The sequence below is a fragment of the Micromonospora sp. NPDC005206 genome, from assembly GCF_040608175.1.
Lineage (GTDB): Bacteria > Actinomycetota > Actinomycetes > Mycobacteriales > Micromonosporaceae > Micromonospora.
On the sequence record NZ_JBEXHU010000024.1, the window covers coordinates 40537 to 60308 of the forward strand.

Here is a 19772-nt window from a genome sequence, read left to right on the forward strand (position 1 = left end):
CGCGGCGGACGAGGGAGAATTTGGTGAGCAAGCGAAGCTTGCAAGTCGTACTGGCGATCCTGGCCTCGGTCGCGGTGGCTTCGGGTCTGTACGGGATGTTGGCAGGGCCGACCGCGTTACCGGGTAGCGGTCCAGTCGACGCCACCGTGGACAGCGAATACCGGTTCACCAACGCATTCTGGCTCGTTGCGGGGGTGGTGGTGTGGTGGGCGATCCCGACGGTGCAACACGCTACCGCCGTGCTGCGCGTCGCACTCGGCGCGGCGTTTCTCGGCGGTCTGGCCCGGTTGCTTGCCGCCGCCGTCTCCGGCTGGCCGCACCCCATCTTCCTCGGCGCCCTGGGCGTTGAGCTCGTGGTCGTTCCGACTGTGCTGTTATGGCAGGCGAGGGTGTCCAACGCTGCCCGCCGGGGCGCGTCAGCCTAGCTGGCTCTGTTGCGTTGAGCGTTGGCAAGGCCAAGGCAAGCTCGACTGGTGAAGCTGTCGACCCGTCCGCGACCGTGGCTGCCACCGAAGTCGGCGTTCGCCGGTTTCCGTTTCCCGTCCGAGGTTATCGTCGTCGCGGTCCGCTGGTATCTACGGTTCAACCTCTCCTACCGCGATGTTGAAGAGTTGCTGGTTGAACGCGGAGTCGAGGTCGACCACGTCACGGTCTACCGGTGGGTGCAACGGTTCACTCCACTGCTGGCCGACGCCGCCCGATTCTGCCGGCACTCCCCAGGTGACCGGTGGTTCGTCGACGAAACCTACGTCAAGATCAACGGCGTGTGGCGGTACGTGTACCGAGCGGTCGACCAGTACGGGCAGGTCATCGACGTGCTCGTCTCCACCCGACGGGACGCCAACGCGGCACGCCGGTTCTTCCGCCGGGCGCCGTCGACGTTGAAGGTGACACCCAGCGAGGTCGTCACCGACGCCGCGCCGGTCTACCCCAGAGTGCTCGACGAGCTGATCCCGCAGGCGTGGCACCACGTCGAACGGTACGCGAACAATCCAATCGAGGCCGACCACAGCCACCTCAAACACCGGTTGAGACCGATGCGCGGACTACGAACCGACAGGACAACGCAGGTGATCATCGCTGGACACGCCTTCATGCAGAACCTACGACGCGGCCACTACGAACTCGCCGTCGATGCCCCGCCGGCAACGCGAGTGTCGACGGCGTTTGCTGACCTCGCCCAGGCGATCTGACCTCGGCCCCCACCCGGGTACAACGCGTTCATCGATCCGGCAAGCAACAGGACCCCCGTGACAATCCCGCCACGACCTTCGCCTCTAGGAATGATCGACCATCACACGGCAACCCTCGCCGTTGTGTCAGTCAGAAGATATCGATTCGCGCCACCCGGCCGGGCGACGCTGTCCGCGTCGTTACCCTCTCGCCGGTGGAACCGGGGCGGGTGGCCCGGCACCGTCATGGTGGCGAAGGTCCAAGCCAACCTGCCGTCGCCCTCACACCAGTCGACCGATGCAGCTGCCAAGCTCGAGCCGCGGGAGTGTGGATCTAACGGTGTTTCCGGCCTGACCTGCCGGGGCGTTGTGCCTGGTGAGGAGGGTGCCGTGATGACCGCGACACTGAATGACGTGACTGGACGGAAGAAGCGGCCTGAGCTGTCGGCGGAGGCGAAGGCCGCGGCGGAGCTGGTCCGGGCGGCCAAGGAACACGGTCTGTCGCTGACGGGCCCGGATGGGCTGCTGAAGCAGTTGACCAAAACGAGCCGCAGCCGCGCCCGTCCGCCGCCGACGCTTCCGTCTACGGAGGCGTCGCCCGCAAACCCTGACTGAGGTGCCACGGGTCGGCACCGAACCAACATCGCCGCCCACTACGCCACAACGCCCGCAAGAACCGCCGCGTCCTCAAACACCTGGAGCCGCTACCAGCATAAAAGCCCAATCATCGACTTTGCCGTGCCCGTGGGCTCACAGCCAGGGGCCCAGGGTGGGGCTGGCGGCTGTGCGCCCGGTGAGCCATTCGGCGAGCACAGCGGCCTCACCGCTGGACGACCGCTTCTTGACGACGTCGATCGCCAGCATGGCGTTGAGGTCGTCCGGCAGGTCGGCGAACCCGACGCCGGCCCGGAGGTCCACCGCGTGCACCGTTACCTCCCGGGTTCGCATCCAGGGGATCTCTGTCGCGGGTACCGTCCGCCCCTGCGCGGTGACCACCTCGTTGCTCCAGCTCGAATGTGACAGCGAGTCAAGGTCAGCGGCGAGGGCCAGCGCGGAGGTGTGCACGAGTTCCCGCAACTGTGCCGGCGGGAGTAGGGCTCCGCCTTCGATCTCGTCGGCGCGCTGGACCGGGTCGGCGTACATCCGGACTTCCTCCCCCGTGCGGGCCCAGCGAGTCAGCCGGCGCAGCGCCTCGGCGTTGAAGTGCACGTGGGCGACCACATGCGCACGGGTCCAGCCGGGCAGCGCGGTCAGCCCGTTGAACTGGTCGTCACTCAATCCATCCACCGCGGACAGGAACAACCTGGTCCCCTGGTCCATCCAGTCCCGGATGCTCATCGCGCCGCCCGGTTGTCGAGTCGCCCGATCCCGCTGATCTCGGTCACCAGCCGCGAATCGTGGCCGAGGTAGCGCCGCGGCGTGCGGGCGTATCCGACACCGCCGGGCGTACCGGTCGCGATCACGTCGCCGGGCCGCAGGGTCAAGATCGCCGAGGCGTACGCCACCAGCTCGGCCGGCGTGAACACCAGCTCGGCGGTGTCGACCTTCTGCATCAGCTCTCCGTCGACCGACGCGGTCATGGTCAGCGCCGGCCGGACCCCGCCGGGCAACTCGTCGGGGGTGACGAGCACGGGACCGAAGGGTGTGGTCGCCTCGAAGGTCTTGCCCTGAAGCCACTGCGGTGTCCGGTACTGCCAATCGCGCATGGTGACGTCGTTCAGGACGCTGAACCCGGCGATCGCCGCGGCGGCCTGCTCCGCGATGGCACGGCGCACCGTGGAGCCGATGACAACCGCCAGTTCGGCCTCCCAGTCGGCGGCGTCGGACTCGGCCGGCAGCGCGATGTCGTCGGCGGCGCCGATGAGCGCCTCGGAATACTTGGCGAACAGGGTCGGGAACTGCGGCAACTCCCGTCCCATCTCCAGGATGTGGTTGCGGTAGTTCAGCCCGACACACACGATCTTGCCGGGTCGCGGTACGACCGGCGCGAGGTCGGCACCCTCGGCCGGGTACGTCGGTCCGCCGGACGCCGACGCCAGAGCCGCCCAGTCGTTGCGGGACAACAATTCGCCGACGTCGGCGACGCCCAGGTCGACGTACCCGTCGCTGGCGAGCCGGACCGCGCGGGTGCCCCCGTTGATGCGCAGCGTCGCGAGCTTCACTTGACACTTCCTCTCAAGGCGTTCTGGGTTTGCCGGTGAACCGGCGCGTTCTCCCGGGGGCCGAGGTACTGGACCGCGGCCCACAGCGTCGGGGTGGCGTACGGCAGCCCGCCCAGGCCCGGATTCGCCAGCGCGATCGCCCGGCGCTCGCCGCCCCGGCCGACCGGCACGAGTGCACCCGCCCGCTCGGCGAGCGGAAGCAGGTGGTGCCAGCGCCTTCGGCAGCGCCTTCGGCTGTGGCTGCATGGGCATCAGGTCGTCGATCTGGGTCCACAACGGCACCAGCAGTTCGGCCTCGAACCCTCGGTAGAGGGCGTCGAGCTCGGGCGTACGGTCCGGTTGGCGCGGGCCGTCCGGGGCCCCGACGTCGCCAGCGCCCTCGGAACGCGTGGTCAGGGTCATCCGTCTGTCCTTTCTGGCTGGTGCTCCGTCGCCGGATCCGGCCGCTGCTCCATCGCCGGAGCACGCGGCTCAGTCGCTGCCGCGCAGCGCCTCTGGTGAGTAGCCGGCGACCTTTTGGTAGCGCCGCGAGATCGACTCCAGCTCGGTCGCACTGATCACATCCTCGATGCGGTCGAACGGCTGGTCCCCGGTGCGTTGCCAGACCTCGCGGATGATCGCGTCGGGCGGCGTGCTGCGATTGGTCCGGACCACCTGGGCGGTGATCAGCAGCCGCTGCTCCTGGTACGCCCGCAGCGCCGATCGCGGGTGGTCGATGGTCGTCAGTGCCCGGCGCAGTGCCCGCGCGTCGAGGATCGCCTGCCCGGCCCCGTTGGACCCGCGCGGCACCATCGGGTGCGCCGCGTCGCCGAGCAGCGTCACCCGGCCGAAGGTCCACCTGTCCAGCGGATCATGATCGACCATCGGATACTCCAAGACCAACTCGGTGCCGCGCAGCATCGCCGGGACGTCGAGCCAGTCGAAGTGCCAGTCCTCGAAGGCGCCGACGAAGTCCTCGAGCCGACCGTGCCGGCCCCAGTCGCGCTCCACGTGCCGCGGCATCTCCAGCTCCGCGACCCAGTTGATGAGCTGACTCCCCCGCCCGTCTACGTCGTCCCGGATCGGATAGATGACCATCTTCCCGCGATCGAGCCAGCCGGCTCGGATCATGCTCGCCCCGGTCAGGACCGGCGGGCCAACCGTGACTCCCCGCCACATGTTGATCCCTGAGTACCGGGGCGGACCCTCGTCCGGGTGTAGTTGGGCTCGGATTGTCGAGTGGATGCCGTCGCAGGCCACCACCACCTTCCCGGCGACGGTCGGCAGCGCCTCGCCGGTACTGGAACAGCGGAACCGCGCCCGTACGCCGTGGTCGTCCTGGGTGACGCCGGTACAGCGGTGGTCGAGCACGACCGCGTCCGCGCCCAGCCGGTCGTACACCGCGTCGAGCAGCACCCGCTGCAGATCGCCCCGATGGATGGAGAACTGCGGATGGTCGTACCCGGCGTACCGCCCGCTCGGCTCGCGGTGGATGAGTTGACCGAACCGGTTGTAGAACACGGATTCCCGGGTGGTCACCGACACCCGGGTGAGGGCGTCCTCCAGGCCGAGCCGGCACAGCACTCGGGACGCGTGCGGCAGGACGTTGACGCCCACCCCGAGCGGACGGATCTCCGGCACCGCCTCGTAGATCCGGCACGGGATGCCGGCATCGTGCAGTTCCAGGGCGAGCACCAGGCCACCGATGCCCGCGCCGATGATGAGTACCAGGCCACCGCGCCCCCGGGAGATCGGGTCCACGGCTACGGCCCGAAATCCGCGGGGTCGGTCATGACCTCGACCAACGTCGGATGGTCGAGCCCGCGCGCTCTGGCAAGGCACTCCCGCAGATCGCCCAGCGAGTCGACCCGCTGCCCCGGTACGCCGAAAGCCGTGCTGACGTCCGCAATGGCGGGCCCGGCGATGTCGGTTCCCGGATAATCCTGGCGTTGCACCGCGTGCCCGCCGAGCCGGCGCAGCGCGGCTCCGACCGCGGCGTACCGCTGGTTGTTCAGCACGACGTAGGTGACCGGGATCGCGCGTCTGGCCGCGGTCCAGAGCGCGGGCATCCCGAACTGGAAGACGCCGTCGCCCAGGACGGCGGCCACCTGGCGCTGCGGCATCCCCAGCTTGATCCCGAGCGCCGCGCCCATGCCCCAGCCGAGGGACCCGGAGGTGGAGACGAAGTAGTCGTCGCCGGTACGCTGCCCGGCCCGCTGCTGCAACACGCCGCCCGCGGTCGTCGCGTCACCGACCAGGGCGGCTCCCCGCATCGACTCGGTGATCACGTCCACCACGTCCGCCGGCCGGAGCGCGCCGCCGGAAGTCCGCGTCGGAGTCCGCTCGCCCTGACCCGGGTACGCCGGCATCTCGCGCGGCCCGATCGGCACCGGCACCGTGGCCAGCAGCGCCTCGATCAGCAGCCGCTGGTCGCCCACGAGGCCGACGTCGACCCCGTGGATCGCGGCCACGTGCTGCGGATCGGTGTGACTGTGGATCACCCGGGCGCCCGGCGGGATCGGCGGTACGCGCGCCGGCTCGAACTCGTTGAACAACCGGGCGCCCAGGAAGACCAGCAGGTCGGCCTGCCGCACCAGTGGGTGGTTGGGCTCGTACTGCCCGTTGAAGTGCGGATGGTCGGTCGGGAATCCGGGCCGCTCGAACCCCCGCCGGTCCTCGTGCAGGACCGGGATGCCGAGTGCCTCGACGAGTTTGACCAGCTCGTCGACGGCGCCGGCCCGGGCCAGCTCGCTACCGGCGATCAGCACCGGCCGCTGGGCCGACGCGATCAGCCTGGCCGCCGCGGCGACCGCGGCCGGCGACGGCACGGTGCGCGAGTCGAACCGGTACGTCCCGACCTCCGAGACAGCCGCCTCGGTGCTCTGCTCGATCAGATCCTGGCTCAGCCCCACCCACACCGGTCCCGCGGGCTCCGTTACCGCGGTCCGGAAGGCACGGTTGACGTCCTCGGGAATGCCGTCGGCCGTCAGGGACTGCCAGTCCGACTTGACGTACTGGTGGACCAGGTCACGCATCCGTCGGCCGGTGGTGAAGCCGCCACGGGCCTGGATCGAACTCGGCTTCAGCCCGTTGAGCACCACGACCGGCGAGTACGCGAGCTGCGCCGCGTACAGGTGGCTCAGCCCGTTGGTCAGCCCGACGTTGGCGTGCAGATAGGCCACGCTCGGTGCGCGGGTGGCCCGGGACAGCCCGTCGGCCATCGACACCGCGACCGCCTCATGGGTGGTCAGGACCAACTCGACGTCGTCGCGGACCACGAGCGCGTCGAGGACGGCCGCCTCGGTGCTGCCGGGGCAGGTGAACAAGTGGCCGACGCCCCAGTCTCGGACCACGTCGAGCAGCACGTCGGCAACGGGTCGCATCCGCGTACTCCTTCCTTTGTCTCTCGATCTGTTCCGGCCGGCTCTCTCGGCCGGCACCGCCGGCGGCGTTAGCTGGTCACCAGCTCCAGCAGGTGCCGGCGCAACCGGCCGAACGTCTCGCTCGATCGGGTGGTCAGCTGGTTGCGCGGACGCTCCAGCGGGATGTCGGCGATCTCGCGGACCCGGCTCGGCGGGCTGCTCAGCACCACGACCCGGTCCGCGAGGTAGATCGCCTCGTCGATGTCGTGGGTGACCAGCACAACGGTGACGTTGTACTCGTTGCGCACCCGCAGGATCAGGTCCTCCAGGTCGAAGCGCGTCTGTGCGTCGACCGACGCGAACGGCTCGTCCATCAGCACCAGGTCGGGCTCGTGCGCCAGCGCGCGGGCGATCGCGACGCGCTGTTGCATGCCCCCCGAGAGCTGCCACGGATAGCGCTTACCGACGTCACCGAGGCCGACCGCGGCCAGCACCTCGTCGACGCGCGCCTTGCGCCTCTGCTTGTCGTACCCGGCCACCTTGAGCGGTACGGCGACGTTGGCCGGGACCGTGAGCCACGGGAAGAGGGACCGGCTGTAGTCCTGGAACACGACGCTCAGCCGGTCGGGCACCCGGCGCAGCGGCATGCCCTCGAAGCGCACCTCGCCAGAGGTGGCCGGCAGCAGGCCGCTCATGCAGCGCAGCAGGGTGGTCTTGCCCGCGCCGCTCGGTCCGACCACGCAGACGAAGTCGCCCTTGCCGACGTCGAACGAGACGTCCGCGATCGCCTCCCGCTCGTCCGGTCGGCCGGCGTTGTACACCTTGCGCAGGCTGTTGATCGACAGCACCGGCTGACCCTCGGCCGACCCGGTTGCGGCGGTCGTCGCGGCGACCTCTGTGGTTATGGGACGCGCCATGGCGCTCAACCCTTCTCTTCGACGGCTCGCGCGCCGATGTACCAGGCAAGGACCACCCGCTCGACGGCGATGAACAGGAACGTCAGGGCACTTCCGATCAGGGCCAGCACGATGATCCCCGTCCACATGTCGGTGAAGGCGAATCGCTGCTGGGCGTCGAGAATGAAGAAACCGATCCCGGAGGTCGACGCGACCAGTTCGCTGACCACCATCATGATCACCGCGATCTGCAGGCTGTGCCGCAGGCCGGCCATGATCTGGGGCAGGGCGCCCGGCAACACCACCGAGCGGACCGTACGCAGCGAGGACATGTGCAGGACCTTCGCCGTGTCGAGCTTGATCGCGTCGATGCCCTGCATACCGTCGAGCGTGTTTAGCAGGGTGGGCCAGATCGCGGCGAGGATGATAATCGTGATCTTCATTCCGGAACCGATCCCCATCACCGCGATGACCGCGGGCAGCATCGCGACCGAGGGGATGACGTAGATGAAGTACAGCAGTGGGGACACCGCGTGGGCTATCCGAGTGAACCGCCAGAGCAGGGCACCGAACGCGACACCGAGCACGCTGGCGCCGCCATACCCGATCACGAAGTTGACGAGGCTCGCCTTCAGCGTGCTCGCCGTGTCCCCCACGATCCACAACTCGTAGAACCGCTGGACGATGTCCCGCAGGGGCGGGAAGAACGTGGAGGTGCTGTTCGCCGACAGCACCCACCACAGGATGACGACGGCGACGAAGAACCAGGTACGCGAGACCACGTCCCAGACCCGGCCGGGCAGCGGCCGGGCCGGCCTGGTGGTTCGCACGGCAGGTTCGGTCTTCTCGCTGACAGCTGTCATGGTCATGCCGCCCTCGCCGCAGGGTTCCGCTGGCTTTCGTGCCAGTGCAGCAACCGCCGCTCGACCGCGGTGAAGACGCCCGTCACGGCCACGCCGGTAAGACCGGTCATGAGGATGAACGCGTACAGCGCGGGTAGCTGGGTGGGACCGGCGTTCTCCGCGGTCAGCAGGCTGAGCCCCAGCCCGGGGGCCCCGCCGATGAGCTCGGCGATGACCGCGAGGATGAGTCCCACCGCCGCGGCGACCCGTACACCAGTCGCCAGGAAGGGCGCGGCGCTGGGCAGGGTCACCACGGCGATCCGGCGGAAGCCGCGCAACTGCAGGATGTGGGCTGTGTCGCGGACCACCGGGTCAACGGCCCGGATGCCGTAGATCGCCTGAATCGTCAGCGGCCAGTAGACGCCGAACGCGACCAGGAAGACCTTCATGTCCGTCGTCGCGCCGTACACGGAGACCACGAGCGGAAGGATCGCGATCACGGGAACGGTCTTGAGGAACTCGACGACCGGGATAACGCTGCGATAGGCGAACCTGTTCAGCCCGAGCAGCGTACCGGTGAGGATGGCGAGGCCGCCGCCGATCAACAGGCCGAGCCCCCATCCCTGCAGGGTCTGCCCGACCGCAGTCCACAGTTCGGCCGAGCCGAGTTGCCGGACGAGTTCGGTGACCGTGCTGGTCATCGACGGGAACGAGTCCTGAGCGAGCAGGCCGGTGGCGCTGCAGAACTGCCATGCCGCGAGCGCGGCGGCGAACACAGCGACCTTTGCCAGCAGCTTGAACCAGCTGGCGTTCAGTACATTCATCCGAGACCCCCTTCGCGCGAGGTGGTGGTGATGGGAGGGGCCCGCGGGTCCGGCACGCGACGCGACGGTGCGTCGGGGCCGTTCGCGGACGGGTGTGCCTTGTCAAGCGGAATTTCCGAGCTCAGCGTCGATCGGGTCCGGGGAACGCCGACACGTCGACGTAGTCAGCAATGATCTGGGTCTCGGTACACGCCTCAAGCGCGGCCATCCCATGGCCGCGACCGATGCCGCTCGACTTGAAGCCGCCGAACGGCATCGAGACATCGGAAGCGCCCATCCGGTGGACGTTGAGGAAGACGCTTCCGCACTGCAACTGCCGGGCGACGCCGAGCGCGTGGGCCCGGTCCGCGCTCCATACCGAGGCGCTGAGACCGAACTCGGTGTCGTTGGCGAGTCTGACGGCCTGCTCGTCGGTGGTGAAGGGCAGCACCGGGACGACCGGCCCGAACTGCTCGCAGCCCACGATCTCGGCACCGGGCTCGACGTCGGTGACCACCGAGGGCATGAGGAACAGGCCACGGTCCCAACCGGCCGGATCGAGTCGGGTCCCGACGGTACGGACGGTCGCGCCGCTGGCCCGGGTCCGCTCGATCAGTCCCTGGAGCCGCTCGTACTGCGGACGGTTGTTCACCGGCCCCATTGTCGTACCGGGATCGAGTCCGTCGCCGACCACGATGCGGTCTGCCGCGGCGACGTACCGGGCCACGAAGTCGACGTAGTGCGACTCATGCACGTAGATCCGCTTGACGTCGAAGCAGATCTGACCGGTCGCCGTGAAGACACTGCGCACCAGCTCGTCGACGAGCGTGTCGTCGATCCGTGCGGTCTCGAGCACGATGGCGGGGTCGTTGCCGCCGAGTTCGAGGCTGATGTTCTTCAGGTTCCCCGCCGCGTCGCGCATCACCTGCTGTCCGGTCGCGGTGCTGCCGGTGAAGAAGACCTTGCGGATGAGCGGGTGCCGGGCGATCGCCGAGCCGGCCTCCGCGCCGCCGGGAACCGTGTTGACGACCCCGGCCGGAAGGTGCCGGGCGAGCAGGTCCAGCACCCGGCCGAGCGCCAGCGGCGCGTACTCCGACGGCTTGACGATCACGGTGTTGCCGGCGAGCAGCGCCGGCGCGATGCCCAGGAAGGCGAGGTAGACCGGGCTGTTCCAGGGCACGATCACCCCGGTGACACCCATCGGGCGCCGGCCAGTGTAGATCGTGCCCCGGGCGTCCCTGCGGAAGACGTCGTCGTCAGCCAACTGGTCGGCCAAGCCGGCGTAGTACCCGAGGATGTGGGCGGCACCCCCGACGTCGATCTTCGACTCCCACCGCACCTTGCCCTGCTCCCGCGTGAGCAGTTCGGAGAGGTCCAGCGCGTGTTCCGCGATCTCCGCCGCCGCCGCCCGCAGCCGGTCGGCCCGCTCGTACGGCGACGCCGTCGACCAGGCCCCGAACGCGGCCGAGGCCGCGGCGACCGCCCGGTCGACGTGGTCGGCGGTGCCGATGGCCACCGTACCGACGACCTCGTCGGTGCGGGCGGGATTGTGCACCGGCTGGTATTCGGACGGCAACACCTCACCGGCGACGACGACGCTCGCGCGGTGATCACCGAGCAGCCCCACGCCGGCGGCGCGGTCCGAACTGACAGGCTGGCTCATGGTTCTTCCTTCCGCTCCCGGTCGCTGATCAGCCCGCGGGCTGCCAGACGAGGTCGGCCGGGTTGACCTTCGTCTTGATGGCGCCCTGGGCTTCCATCACGTTCTGGATGTCACCGATGGACGCCACATTGATCTCCGGGACGTAGTTGGTCGGCAGGATCTGCTCCTTCGCCGCCTCGGGAGTCAACTTGAGGTATTTCACGAGGGTCTGCTTGACCTCGTCCTCGTGGTCCTTCGTGTAGGTGATGGCCTCGGTCATCGCGTCCTGGAACGCCTTGGCCACGTCGGGGTGCTCGTCCAGGTACTTGGCGGTGGCGCCATAGCAGTAGACGGTGCCCTCGGGCCAGAGGTCGGAACTCGGGTGCGCGAGGGCCTTGGCCCCCGCCTTCAGGGCCGTCTCCAGGTACGGCGTCGTGACCACCGCCGCGTCGACTCGGCCATCGGCCAGTGCCTGGGGCATCTGCGGGAACGGGATCACCACCCATTCGATATTCGTCGCGCCCGCTTCCTCGGCCAGCTTCTTCGCCCCGATCAGGTTGATGCTGGACAGTTGGACCACGGCGATCTTCTTGCCGGAGAGGTCCGCCAGGGAGTTGATGCCGCTGTTCGCGGCGGTGACGAGAGCGCTGGAGTCGCGCTCCTTGCTGACCTGGCCGTCGATGGGCGCGACGCACTTCACCGCGGTACCCGCGGCGTTGGCGTTGATGAGCACCGGCGTGGTGACGAAGCCGAACTGCTGCTGGCCACTGACCATCGCCGCGACGATCGGGGTCGGCGCCGCCGCCGAGGTCGTCTTGACGTTCAGTCCGTGTTTCTTGAAGATGCCACCCTCGATCGCTTGGAAGAGGACCGCATTGGGCGAGAAGGGGACGATCCCGACATTGACGTCGGTGACTCCCGAGTTCCCGCCGCCCGAGGAGTCGCCGCCCGCGTTGTCGCCGCAGCCCGCGGCGAGGAGGGCGACCATCAGGGTGGCTAGAGTGATCTTGATATGTCTACGCAAGGCTGACCTCCATTGGACCAGGCAGCGCGGGGGCGCTGACCTCCGTATCCGCCGTCCGCGCGGCGGTCGTCCAGTTCGACGTACAGTAAGCGCGGCGGGGGGAAACTTCTACCCTGTGGAACTCTTTCCTCAGTGGATTCCTTGTTACGGAATAACTTGGAGCGAGCGTGGTGAATCCAAGCGCCGCCGTTCGCGCTAGCGCACCCGGATCCGCATTTCTCCGAGGCGGCTGATCGAGGTGTCCAGCACATCGCAGGGCACGATCGGCCCGACGCCGGGCGGGGCGCCGGTGAAGATGACGTCGCCGGGGAGCAGCGTCATCATCGAAGAGGCGTAGGAGACGATCGCCGGTACCGGTGTGATCAGGGTCGAGGTGTTCACCTGCTGCCTCGGCTCGCCCGAGCAGGTGAGCCGGATGTCGAAGTCACCCGGGTCTCCTGCCTCGTCACTGGTCGTGACCCACGGACCGAGCGGGCTGAAGGAGTCGTAGCTCTTGCGACGGGACCGGTCGCCGTCACTACGCACGGTGATGTCGAGACCGATCGTGTAGCCGAGCACGTGCTCAAGCGCCACCGACTCGGGGATGTCCTTCCCCCCGGTACCTATCACGACGACGAGTTCCGACTCGTGATGCACCTCGTGTCCCGCCGCGATCACGTCGCGCGGCAGCACGATGTCGTCGGCCGGACCGACGATGGACGACGGCGACTTCAGGAAGACGTCGAAGTTCATCATCCAGGACTCGACGCGTCCCAGCGTCCGTTCCTGCACGCCGTGCATCTCCGCGACGTGCTCCCGATAGTTGGACGCCGAAGCCAGCACCTTCGAGGGGTTGACCACCGGGGCGTGCAGCCGCACCGCGTCGAGTGGCACCACCACCCCGTGCCGGACGGCCGCCTCAAGCTCCGCCCGCACCTGGCCGAAATCCCGGCACAACCGGCGCCACCAGCCCGCCGTCAAGGGGTCCGGATCGTGCGCCCACGGCAGCGCGTCGGTGACGTCGACGATGCCCCCGTCCACGGCGACACCGAGACGCAGCTCATCAAAGATCGCCAGTTTCATCGTCTGTTCCTCCGGCTCCGGGTCGTACCATCGGGCATCGGCGTCATGGCTGTTGTTCGGGCGTGAACACGCGGTCGACGCGCTGGGGATCGGCGAGCACTTGCTCGCGGTAGAGGCCGAGCGCGCGGAGCACCGGCGCGTCACCCAACGTGAAGATGTCGGCACCCTCGTGTGCCAGGTGTTCGACCGCCGCCCAGGACGGCGCGACGAACATGTCGCCCGCGGACCAGTCGAGCCGGACCCCGTCAACCACCGTGCTACCGGACCCCCGGTAGACCACGTAGATCGTGTTGCCGGTATGCCGGATCGGCGCGGTCCGCCGTCCGGCCGCCAGCCGGTGCATACCGCAGCTCAGGGTCGGCAGCACGCTCGCCCCGGTACGCGGGTTCGCGAACTCGAGGCTGACCATCGCCTCGTCACGTAGCTCGCTGAGCCGGGTCAGCTCCGCGTCCGTATCGGTCCACCGATACACCAGCAGCGGCGAGTGCTCGGGGTCCAGTGCGGTCACCGCGCCCTCGGCGTACGGCTGCCCGTGTCCCCGCTCGCGCGCCTCGGACTGGTTGTGCTCGCCGCTGTCGGGCTGCCGGTCGTGCGGGTACGGCTCGAAGAAGATCGCGTCCAGCGCCTCCACCATGGGCAGGTCGAGGCCGTCGAACCAGAGCATCGGCGAGGTGCCGGCACTGGTGTGTTCGTGCCAGTTACTGGCCGGGGTCAGCACGAGGTCGCCGGGGTACATGTCGCACGGATCGCCGTTCACGGTCGTCCAGACGCCGCTGCCTTCGAGCACGAACCGGATCGCACCGGGCGAGTGGCGGTGGGCTGGCGCGGTCTCCCCCGGGCCGAGGCACTGGATCGCGCCCCAGAGCGTTCCGGCGGCATAGGGCAGGCCACCCAGCCCGGGATTGCCGAGGCTCAGCACCCGACGCTCGCCGCCGCGCTCGACGGGGACCAGCCGCAACGCTCGCTCGGCGAGCGGCCTGAGCGTCTCGGCCGACCAGAGCCACGGGACCGCCCGGGGCTGTGGCGTCGGCGTCAGCAGCTGCTTGGTGATCGTCCACAGCGGGTGCAGATGGACCGCGGCCAGGTCGGCGTAGAACGCTTCCAGCTCCTCGTCGACGGTCACGTCGGGGACGGATTTTTCGATTGTCACAGCGTTCTCTCCGTTCAGTGACGCTCGGTGCGGGCCGCGGTCGGCCCGGTGGGGTAGGAGGCCGGCTCGAGCGGGTGGCCGATCCCGAACTCGTGCACGCTCGCCAGGAGTGACGCCCGCCGGCACCACGCCCGAGACCGTTCGACGTCGCCGGCGATCGCCCGCAACTCGGCGTGGTGCGCCTGCCGCTTTCCCTCGTCGCGCTCGTTGAGCCGCTCGGTGTTCCGCTGGGTGTCGGCCTGGACGTACTCGACGGCGACCCGGTGCCGCAGGTGGGCGAACTGGTCCAGCTCGGCGTCGGCGTCGGCGCCGTCGCGCAGGATGCGGGTCAACCGGCGGGTGAGATCCATGGCGTCGTGGATGCCGCTGTTGAGTCCGACGCCGCCCAGCGGGCTGTTGATGTGTGCCGCGTCGCCGATCAGGGCGCAGTTGCCGAGCCGGAACGTGGAGGCGACCCGCTGGTGCACGTTGTAGAGCTGGTAGTCGCCCACCGGGTACCCCGGCGGGTAGGCGGCAATGCCCTGCAGGTGCGTCTGGATCTCCGCGAGGTCGGTGGCCTCCTCCCGTGACTGTCCGGCGGGCACCGGATAGACCGCGCGCCACGACTCGGGCGTATGCAGCAGGAACAGCCACTCCTCGGGATCGGCGATGTAGTTGACGTCCGCGATATCGGGCAACAGCTCACGGATGTCGATCGACGTGCTCACGATCAGGAAGCGCTCGGGATAGGTGAAGCCCTCGAAGTCGATGCCGAGCAGTCCCCGTACCGTGCTGCTCGCGCCGTCGGCGCCGATGACGTACGAGCAGGCCAGCCGCTCCACGCCGGTGGGCGTCTCGACGGTCAGCGTGGTGACGTCGCCTGCGGTGTCGAGGTCGGTGACGCGGCATCCGAACCGCACCTCGGCCAGTGGCTGGTCCCGCAGCCGGTCCGCCAGCATCCGCACCAGATGCTGCTGGTTGAGCTGCAACCGGTGCGGATAGGGCGTCTCTTCACGCAGCAGCCCGAAGTCGAACTCCGCGACCAGCCCGTCCCGGCGGTCGCGGAACTGGTACCGCGGCACCATGAGGCCCTCGGCGTGCATCTGCTCGACGACGCCGAGTTCGCTCAGCAATTCGAGGGTTGGCGGATGGAACGTCGAGGCACGCCAGTCGGTCTTCGCCACCGGCTCAGCCTCGAGAACCACGACCGGGATGCCGGCGCCCGACAGCGCCGCGGCCGCGGTCATGCCAACAGGCCCGCCGCCGACGACGGCCACGGGGGGTCGATTTTCTCCAGGCGAGGAAGTCATTGCGCCACCCTAGGCACAAGCTTCCACATGAAGGAAGATCTTGGTCTACTCTTCCTGCATGCAGAATTCGAGTGCCCCCTCGGACGGAGGCCTGTCATCCGTGGACAACGCGCTGCGGCTGCTGCAGCTCATCGGCGAACGCCGTGTGCTGCGGGTCGCCGAGGCGGCCGAGGAGTTGGGCGTCGCGCGGTCCACCGCCCACCGCCTGCTCACCGCCCTGCGGGCGCGAGGCTTCGTCATGCAGGACAAGCCGAACGGCGCGTACCGCCCCGGCTCCTCGCTGAACGAGATCGGGCTCGCCGCCATCGGGCGGATCGACATCCGTCGGGTCGCCCGACCGGTCCTTGAGGAGCTGCGCGAGCAAACTCAGGAGACGGTCTCGCTGCTGCTGCTCGAAGGCCAGAACGTACGGTTCATGGACTGCGTCGAGAGTCCCCGGTCGGTCCGGGTCGGCAGCCGGACCGGGCTCATGCTGCCGGCCCACTGCACGGCCGGCGGCAAGGCGATCCTCGCCGCGCTGCCCAGCACCGAGCTCGACCGCCGCTACCCGAACCGCGAGTTGGAGAGCCGGACGGCGTCCTCCATCCAGACCTGGGATCAGCTGGAAACGGAGCTGGCCGCGATCCGCGATCTCGGGTACGCGGTGAACGTCGAGGAGGGAGAGAAGGGGATCAGCGCGGTCGGCACCGCGATCCGGGATCTCATCGGGGCTCCGCTCGCCGCGATCGCGGTCGCCGTGCCGACGAGCCGGATGCCGACCGCCGACGAGGGCAGACAGTTCGCTCTGGCGCTCGCCCAGGCGCAGACAGCGGTCACCGAGCTTCTCCGTGCCGACCTGTGAGGGGCCTCAAGGCCGCAGTGACACGCCCCGCGGGCACGACCACCCCCACCACGCCGGGCGGTCCCGACCTGCTCTCCGACCGCCACATCGCCGCGCTGCCACCGGCTCTGATCGCCATCGGGCTGGTCACCGCAGTCATCAGCAGTCTCGGCGCGCAGCTGATCCCGACCGTCGCGCGGCACTACCAGGTCTCGGTCAGCTCGGCCCAGTGGTCGCTGACCGTGGCGCTGATGGCCGGGGCGGTCGCGACCCCGACCATGGGCCGCCTCGGCGACGGGCCCCGACGGCGCCAGGTGATCCTCGGCTGCCTCGGCCTCACCCTGGCCGGCAGCCTGCTCGCCGCGGTCTCGGCGAACTTCGCCCAACTCCTCGCGGGCCGCGCGCTGCAGGGCGTCGGCCTGGGCATGGTGCCGCTGGTGATCACCGTCGCGCGGGAGAACCTTCCGATGGATCGAGCACGCTCCACCATCGCCGCGCTGTCGGTCACCACCGTCTCCGGAGTCGGGCTCGGATATCCGATCACCGGCCTTATCACCGACCGGATGGGCCTGCGGGCGGCCTTCTGGTTCGGTGTCGGCATCAGCGCGGCCGTGCTCGTACTCGCCTGGCTCGTCATCCCGGCGCGCTCGGCGGCGCGGCACCGGCCGTTCGACCTGTTCGGGGTCGTGGCGCTGAGCGCCTCCCTGGTGGCGCTCCTGGTGGGGTTGAGCCAGGGCGAGCACTGGGGCTGGTCGTCCGGTCCGGTCATCGGCCTGCTGGTGTCATCCGCCGCCCTCCTCGCGCTCTGGGTGGCGCATGAGATCCGCTGTGCACACCCGCTCGTCGAACTGCGCCTGCTGCGAGACCGGTCGGTGCTGACCGCGGACGTCGCCACGCTCCTCGCCGGGGTGGGCATCTATCTGCTCATGGCGCTGGTCATCCGGTTCGTGCAGACACCACCCACCGCCGGATACGGCTTCGGCGTGCCGGTCGTGGTGGCCGGGCTGGTCCTGGTGCCCTTCTCCGTCGGGAGCGTCGTCGCCAACCGGGTCGCACCAGCCCTGCGTCGACGGGTGGGCGCTGAACCGACGATCACCCTCGGCGCGTTCGTCTTCGTCGCGGCGACCGGGCTACTCGCGCTCTGGCGCGAACAGCTGTGGCAGCCGTTCCTCGCCATGGGCCTAGCCGGCCTCGGTGTCGGGCTTACCTTCTCCGCGAGCCTAGGAGTCCTGCTCAACGCGGTTCCGGCCGAGGAGACCGGCAGCGCGACGAGCTTCAACCAGGTGCTGCGCAGCATCGGCTACTCGATCGGCAGCACGCTGAGCGCGCTGGTGCTCGACGTCTACACCGAGCCGGGCCGGGACCTGCCGAGCAACGCCGGATACGGAGCCGCCTTCGGCGTCGGGATCGGCGTGTGGCTTGGGGCGGCGGTGCTCAGCCTGCTCCTGCCTGCGCGCCGGCCGTTCGGGCGCAGATCGAACATCATGCGCTCCTGCGCCGGCGCCCGTACCAGGGCGTGCGCGTCGCGGCCCCACGCCTGTTCCAGCGAGGGCAGATAGGTCGCGTCCACGAAGGCCGCCGCATCGGGGGTGAGCCGGGCGGGGAATCCCGAAGCGACGAGTCCCGACGCACGGGCGCCGGAGCGGTTGCCGATCAACCCGTCGGTCTTCTGGTTGCCGAGGATCTGGTGTTCCGGTTGCGCCGACAGGTCCACCTTGCCGCCGTTGTTGGTGGCCTTGGCAACTCGGGCGGAGATCCGTTGCAGACCGAAGAAGCCGCGGTGACTGTGTACGACGTGCCGCACGTACCCGGCCATCTGCTCGCAGACCAGGAAGGCATTCCCGGCGCCTTCGGGCTCGACGTGGCCCGCCGCCACGGCGCGCTCGGCCAGGCAAGCCCGCGGCGCTCAACACCGGCATCCGGCACGCCCGCGCCGACCTACTGGTCCTGGTCGACGGGGACACAGTCTTCCAGCCGGACACCGTCTATCGGCTCGTGCAGGGATTCGCCGATCCGACGGTCGGGGCGATCTCCGGCAACACGAAAGCCGCCAACCGGCGGCGCATGCTCGGCCGGTGGCAGCACCTCTAGTACGTCATCGGCTTCAACCTCGACCGCCGGACGTACGACGTCCTGGGCTGCATGCCCACTGTCCCCGGACCGATCGGCGCGTTCCGCCGCGAGGTCCTCGCCCAGGTCGGCGGGCTGCCCGCGGACACCCTCGCCGAGGACACCGACCTCACGATGGCGGTGCTCCGCGCCGGTTGGACGATGGTGTACGAGGAACGTGCGATCGCCTGGACCGAGGCGCCCTCGTCGCTGCGGCAAGCTGTGGCGGCAGCACTACCGCTGGTGCTACGGCACGATGCAGGCAAGGTGGAAGCGCCGCCACGCGCTCGTGGAGGCCGGCCCCGCCGGCAAGCTGGGCCGGCGCGGCCTGCCGTACCAGGCGATCTTCCAGATCGTGTTGCCGCTCGCCGCGCCGACGGTCGACGTCATCGCCGTCAACGTGTGGGGCTCGAATACTCGGTTCGGCTGTCTGAAGTGAGGTTCTGTGCGAGCTCGAGCCCTGCGCAGCCGTCATGCTCGTGGCCATGAGCGCGTCGTTGCTGTACCTGCTGCTTCGCCAGGTCCTGCAGATGTTGTCCCAGATCGCCCGCGACGGTGGGGCCAAGGATGTGGAGATCCTGGTGCTCCGCCATCAGGTGGCCGTGCTGCGTCGCCAGGTGCACCGGCCCGATCTCGAGCCGGCCGACCGGGCGGTGCTGGCGGTGCTGTCGCGGCTGCTGCCCCGCCCCCGCTGGTCGGCGGTCATCGTCACCCCGGCCACGCTGTTGCGGTGGCACCGTGAACTGGTCGCCCGACGATGGACGTACCCGCATGCCCGGCCGGGCCGGCCACCGGTCAACGCACAGGTCCGCGACCTGGTGCTGCGACTCGCGGCGGAGAACCCGTCGTGGGGGCACCGCCGCATCCAGGGTGAGCTGGTCGGCTTGGGCCACGGGGTTGCGGCCAGCACGGCGTGGAAGATCCTCAACCAGGCCGGGGTCGACCCGGCACCACGGCGGTCCGGACCGACCTGGCGGCAGCTCCTGACCGCCCAGCCCCGCACAATCCTGGCCTGTGATTTCTTCACCGTCGACACGGTGTTGCTCAAGCGGATCTACGTGCTGTTCTTCGTCGAGATCGCCACCCGCCAAGTCCACGTGGTTGGGGTGACCGCGCATCCAACGGGCGCCTGCGTGGCCCAGCAGGCACGGAATCTGCTGATGGACCTCGACCAACACGCGGCGGGGCTGCGGTTCCTGCTCCGCGATCGCGACACGAAGTTCACGAACACCGTCGACGCCGTGTTCACCGCCGAAGCCATCGACGTGATCAAGACCCCGCCGCAGGCACCCCGGGCAAACGCGTTCGCCGAACGATGGGTGGGCACCGTACGACGGGAACGCTGCCCCTGCCGAAAACTCCATCCGCCCTGGTCGGAGCCGGTGCTTGGGGTGGACGGGATGTCGATCCCGATTGCGCGCTGGGGCTCTCGCGCACCGATGATCGGCACGGCATGATGG

Annotated in this window: 18 protein-coding genes and 2 pseudogenes; 7 read left to right on the top strand and 13 right to left on the bottom strand. The window is 69.3% G+C overall.

The window, feature by feature from the left end:
* Window positions 1-23 precede the first annotated feature (23 nt).
* From ABZU69_RS30405 to ABZU69_RS30415, 3 genes and pseudogenes are all read left to right on the top strand, one after another.
* On the top strand, window positions 24-425 hold the full coding sequence (locus tag ABZU69_RS30405; RefSeq protein WP_354967743.1) for a DUF4345 domain-containing protein: 402 nt from the start codon (window positions 24-26) through the stop codon (window positions 423-425).
* Window positions 426-503: 78 nt separating this feature from the next.
* The gene (locus ABZU69_RS30410; protein WP_354967808.1) at window positions 504-1193 is read left to right on the top strand and encodes an IS6 family transposase; all 690 of its coding nucleotides are present in this window, start codon (window positions 504-506) and stop codon (window positions 1191-1193) included.
* Window positions 1194-1565: 372 nt separating this feature from the next.
* Window positions 1566-1718: pseudogene (locus ABZU69_RS30415) on the top strand (IS256 family transposase); the annotation flags it as partial.
* A gap of 204 nt (window positions 1719-1922) precedes the next feature.
* On the opposite strand, the gene ABZU69_RS30420 reads toward ABZU69_RS30415, so the two are convergent.
* The 13 genes from ABZU69_RS30420 to ABZU69_RS30480 form a co-directional block, all read right to left on the bottom strand.
* Complete coding sequence (locus ABZU69_RS30420) at window positions 1923-2510, bottom strand: maleylpyruvate isomerase family mycothiol-dependent enzyme (protein ID WP_354967744.1); 588 nt, start codon at window positions 2508-2510, stop codon at window positions 1923-1925.
* A complete protein-coding gene (locus tag ABZU69_RS30425) occupies window positions 2507-3334 on the bottom strand; it encodes a fumarylacetoacetate hydrolase family protein (RefSeq protein WP_354967745.1) in 828 nt (275 codons plus the stop codon). Before ABZU69_RS30425 ends, ABZU69_RS30420 begins: the two co-directional genes overlap by 4 nt.
* Window positions 3331-3504, bottom strand: coding sequence for a hypothetical protein (locus tag ABZU69_RS30430; RefSeq protein WP_354967746.1), 174 nt, complete (start codon window positions 3502-3504; stop codon window positions 3331-3333). Before ABZU69_RS30430 ends, ABZU69_RS30425 begins: the two co-directional genes overlap by 4 nt.
* A 301-nt stretch (window positions 3505-3805) precedes the next feature.
* Entirely contained in the window at window positions 3806-5074 is a 1269-nt protein-coding gene (locus tag ABZU69_RS30435) for a flavin-dependent oxidoreductase (protein WP_354967747.1), read from the bottom strand.
* 2 nt (window positions 5075-5076) lie between these two features.
* The gene (locus ABZU69_RS30440) at window positions 5077-6696 is read right to left on the bottom strand and encodes a thiamine pyrophosphate-binding protein (RefSeq protein WP_354967748.1); all 1620 of its coding nucleotides are present in this window, start codon (window positions 6694-6696) and stop codon (window positions 5077-5079) included.
* 68 nt (window positions 6697-6764) lie between these two features.
* The gene (locus ABZU69_RS30445) at window positions 6765-7592 is read right to left on the bottom strand and encodes an ABC transporter ATP-binding protein (protein WP_354967749.1); all 828 of its coding nucleotides are present in this window, start codon (window positions 7590-7592) and stop codon (window positions 6765-6767) included.
* Between the two features lie 5 nt (window positions 7593-7597).
* Window positions 7598-8440 carry an ABC transporter permease gene (locus tag ABZU69_RS30450; RefSeq protein ID WP_354967750.1) on the bottom strand — a complete coding sequence of 281 codons (843 nt, stop codon included), beginning with the start codon at window positions 8438-8440 and terminating at the stop codon, window positions 7598-7600.
* Window positions 8437-9237: an ABC transporter permease subunit gene (locus ABZU69_RS30455; RefSeq protein WP_354967751.1), complete on the bottom strand. Its 801-nt coding sequence runs from the start codon at window positions 9235-9237 to the stop codon at window positions 8437-8439. The genes ABZU69_RS30450 and ABZU69_RS30455 overlap by 4 nt, the downstream gene beginning before the upstream one ends.
* Window positions 9238-9358: 121 nt before the next feature.
* Complete coding sequence (locus tag ABZU69_RS30460) at window positions 9359-10879, bottom strand: aldehyde dehydrogenase family protein (RefSeq protein WP_354967752.1); 1521 nt, start codon at window positions 10877-10879, stop codon at window positions 9359-9361.
* 28 nt (window positions 10880-10907) lie between these two features.
* A complete protein-coding gene (locus ABZU69_RS30465; protein ID WP_354967753.1) occupies window positions 10908-11882 on the bottom strand; it encodes an ABC transporter substrate-binding protein in 975 nt (324 codons plus the stop codon).
* Window positions 11883-12077: 195 nt separating this feature from the next.
* Window positions 12078-12944 carry a fumarylacetoacetate hydrolase family protein gene (locus ABZU69_RS30470; protein ID WP_354967754.1) on the bottom strand — a complete coding sequence of 289 codons (867 nt, stop codon included), beginning with the start codon at window positions 12942-12944 and terminating at the stop codon, window positions 12078-12080.
* A 43-nt stretch (window positions 12945-12987) separates the two neighbouring features.
* Window positions 12988-14094: a cupin domain-containing protein gene (locus tag ABZU69_RS30475; RefSeq protein WP_354967755.1), complete on the bottom strand. Its 1107-nt coding sequence runs from the start codon at window positions 14092-14094 to the stop codon at window positions 12988-12990.
* Between the two features lie 14 nt (window positions 14095-14108).
* Window positions 14109-15383 carry an NAD(P)/FAD-dependent oxidoreductase gene (locus ABZU69_RS30480; protein ID WP_354967756.1) on the bottom strand — a complete coding sequence of 425 codons (1275 nt, stop codon included), beginning with the start codon at window positions 15381-15383 and terminating at the stop codon, window positions 14109-14111.
* Between the two features lie 58 nt (window positions 15384-15441).
* Between ABZU69_RS30480 and ABZU69_RS30485 the strand changes: the two genes are divergently transcribed.
* The 4 genes and pseudogenes from ABZU69_RS30485 (at window position 15442) to ABZU69_RS30500 (ending at window position 19769) form a co-directional block, all read left to right on the top strand.
* Window positions 15442-16224, top strand: coding sequence for an IclR family transcriptional regulator (locus ABZU69_RS30485; protein WP_354967757.1), 783 nt, complete (start codon window positions 15442-15444; stop codon window positions 16222-16224).
* A 17-nt stretch (window positions 16225-16241) separates the two neighbouring features.
* Window positions 16242-17762, top strand: a complete 1521-nt coding sequence (locus tag ABZU69_RS30490; protein WP_354967758.1) for an MFS transporter — start codon at window positions 16242-16244, stop codon at window positions 17760-17762.
* 46 nt (window positions 17763-17808) lie between these two features.
* Window positions 17809-18709 (top strand): annotated as a pseudogene (locus tag ABZU69_RS30495) (glycosyltransferase family 2 protein); the annotation flags it as partial.
* A gap of 88 nt (window positions 18710-18797) precedes the next feature.
* Window positions 18798-19769 carry a helix-turn-helix domain-containing protein gene (locus ABZU69_RS30500; RefSeq protein ID WP_354967759.1) on the top strand — a complete coding sequence of 324 codons (972 nt, stop codon included), beginning with the start codon at window positions 18798-18800 and terminating at the stop codon, window positions 19767-19769.
* Window positions 19770-19772 lie beyond the last annotated feature (3 nt).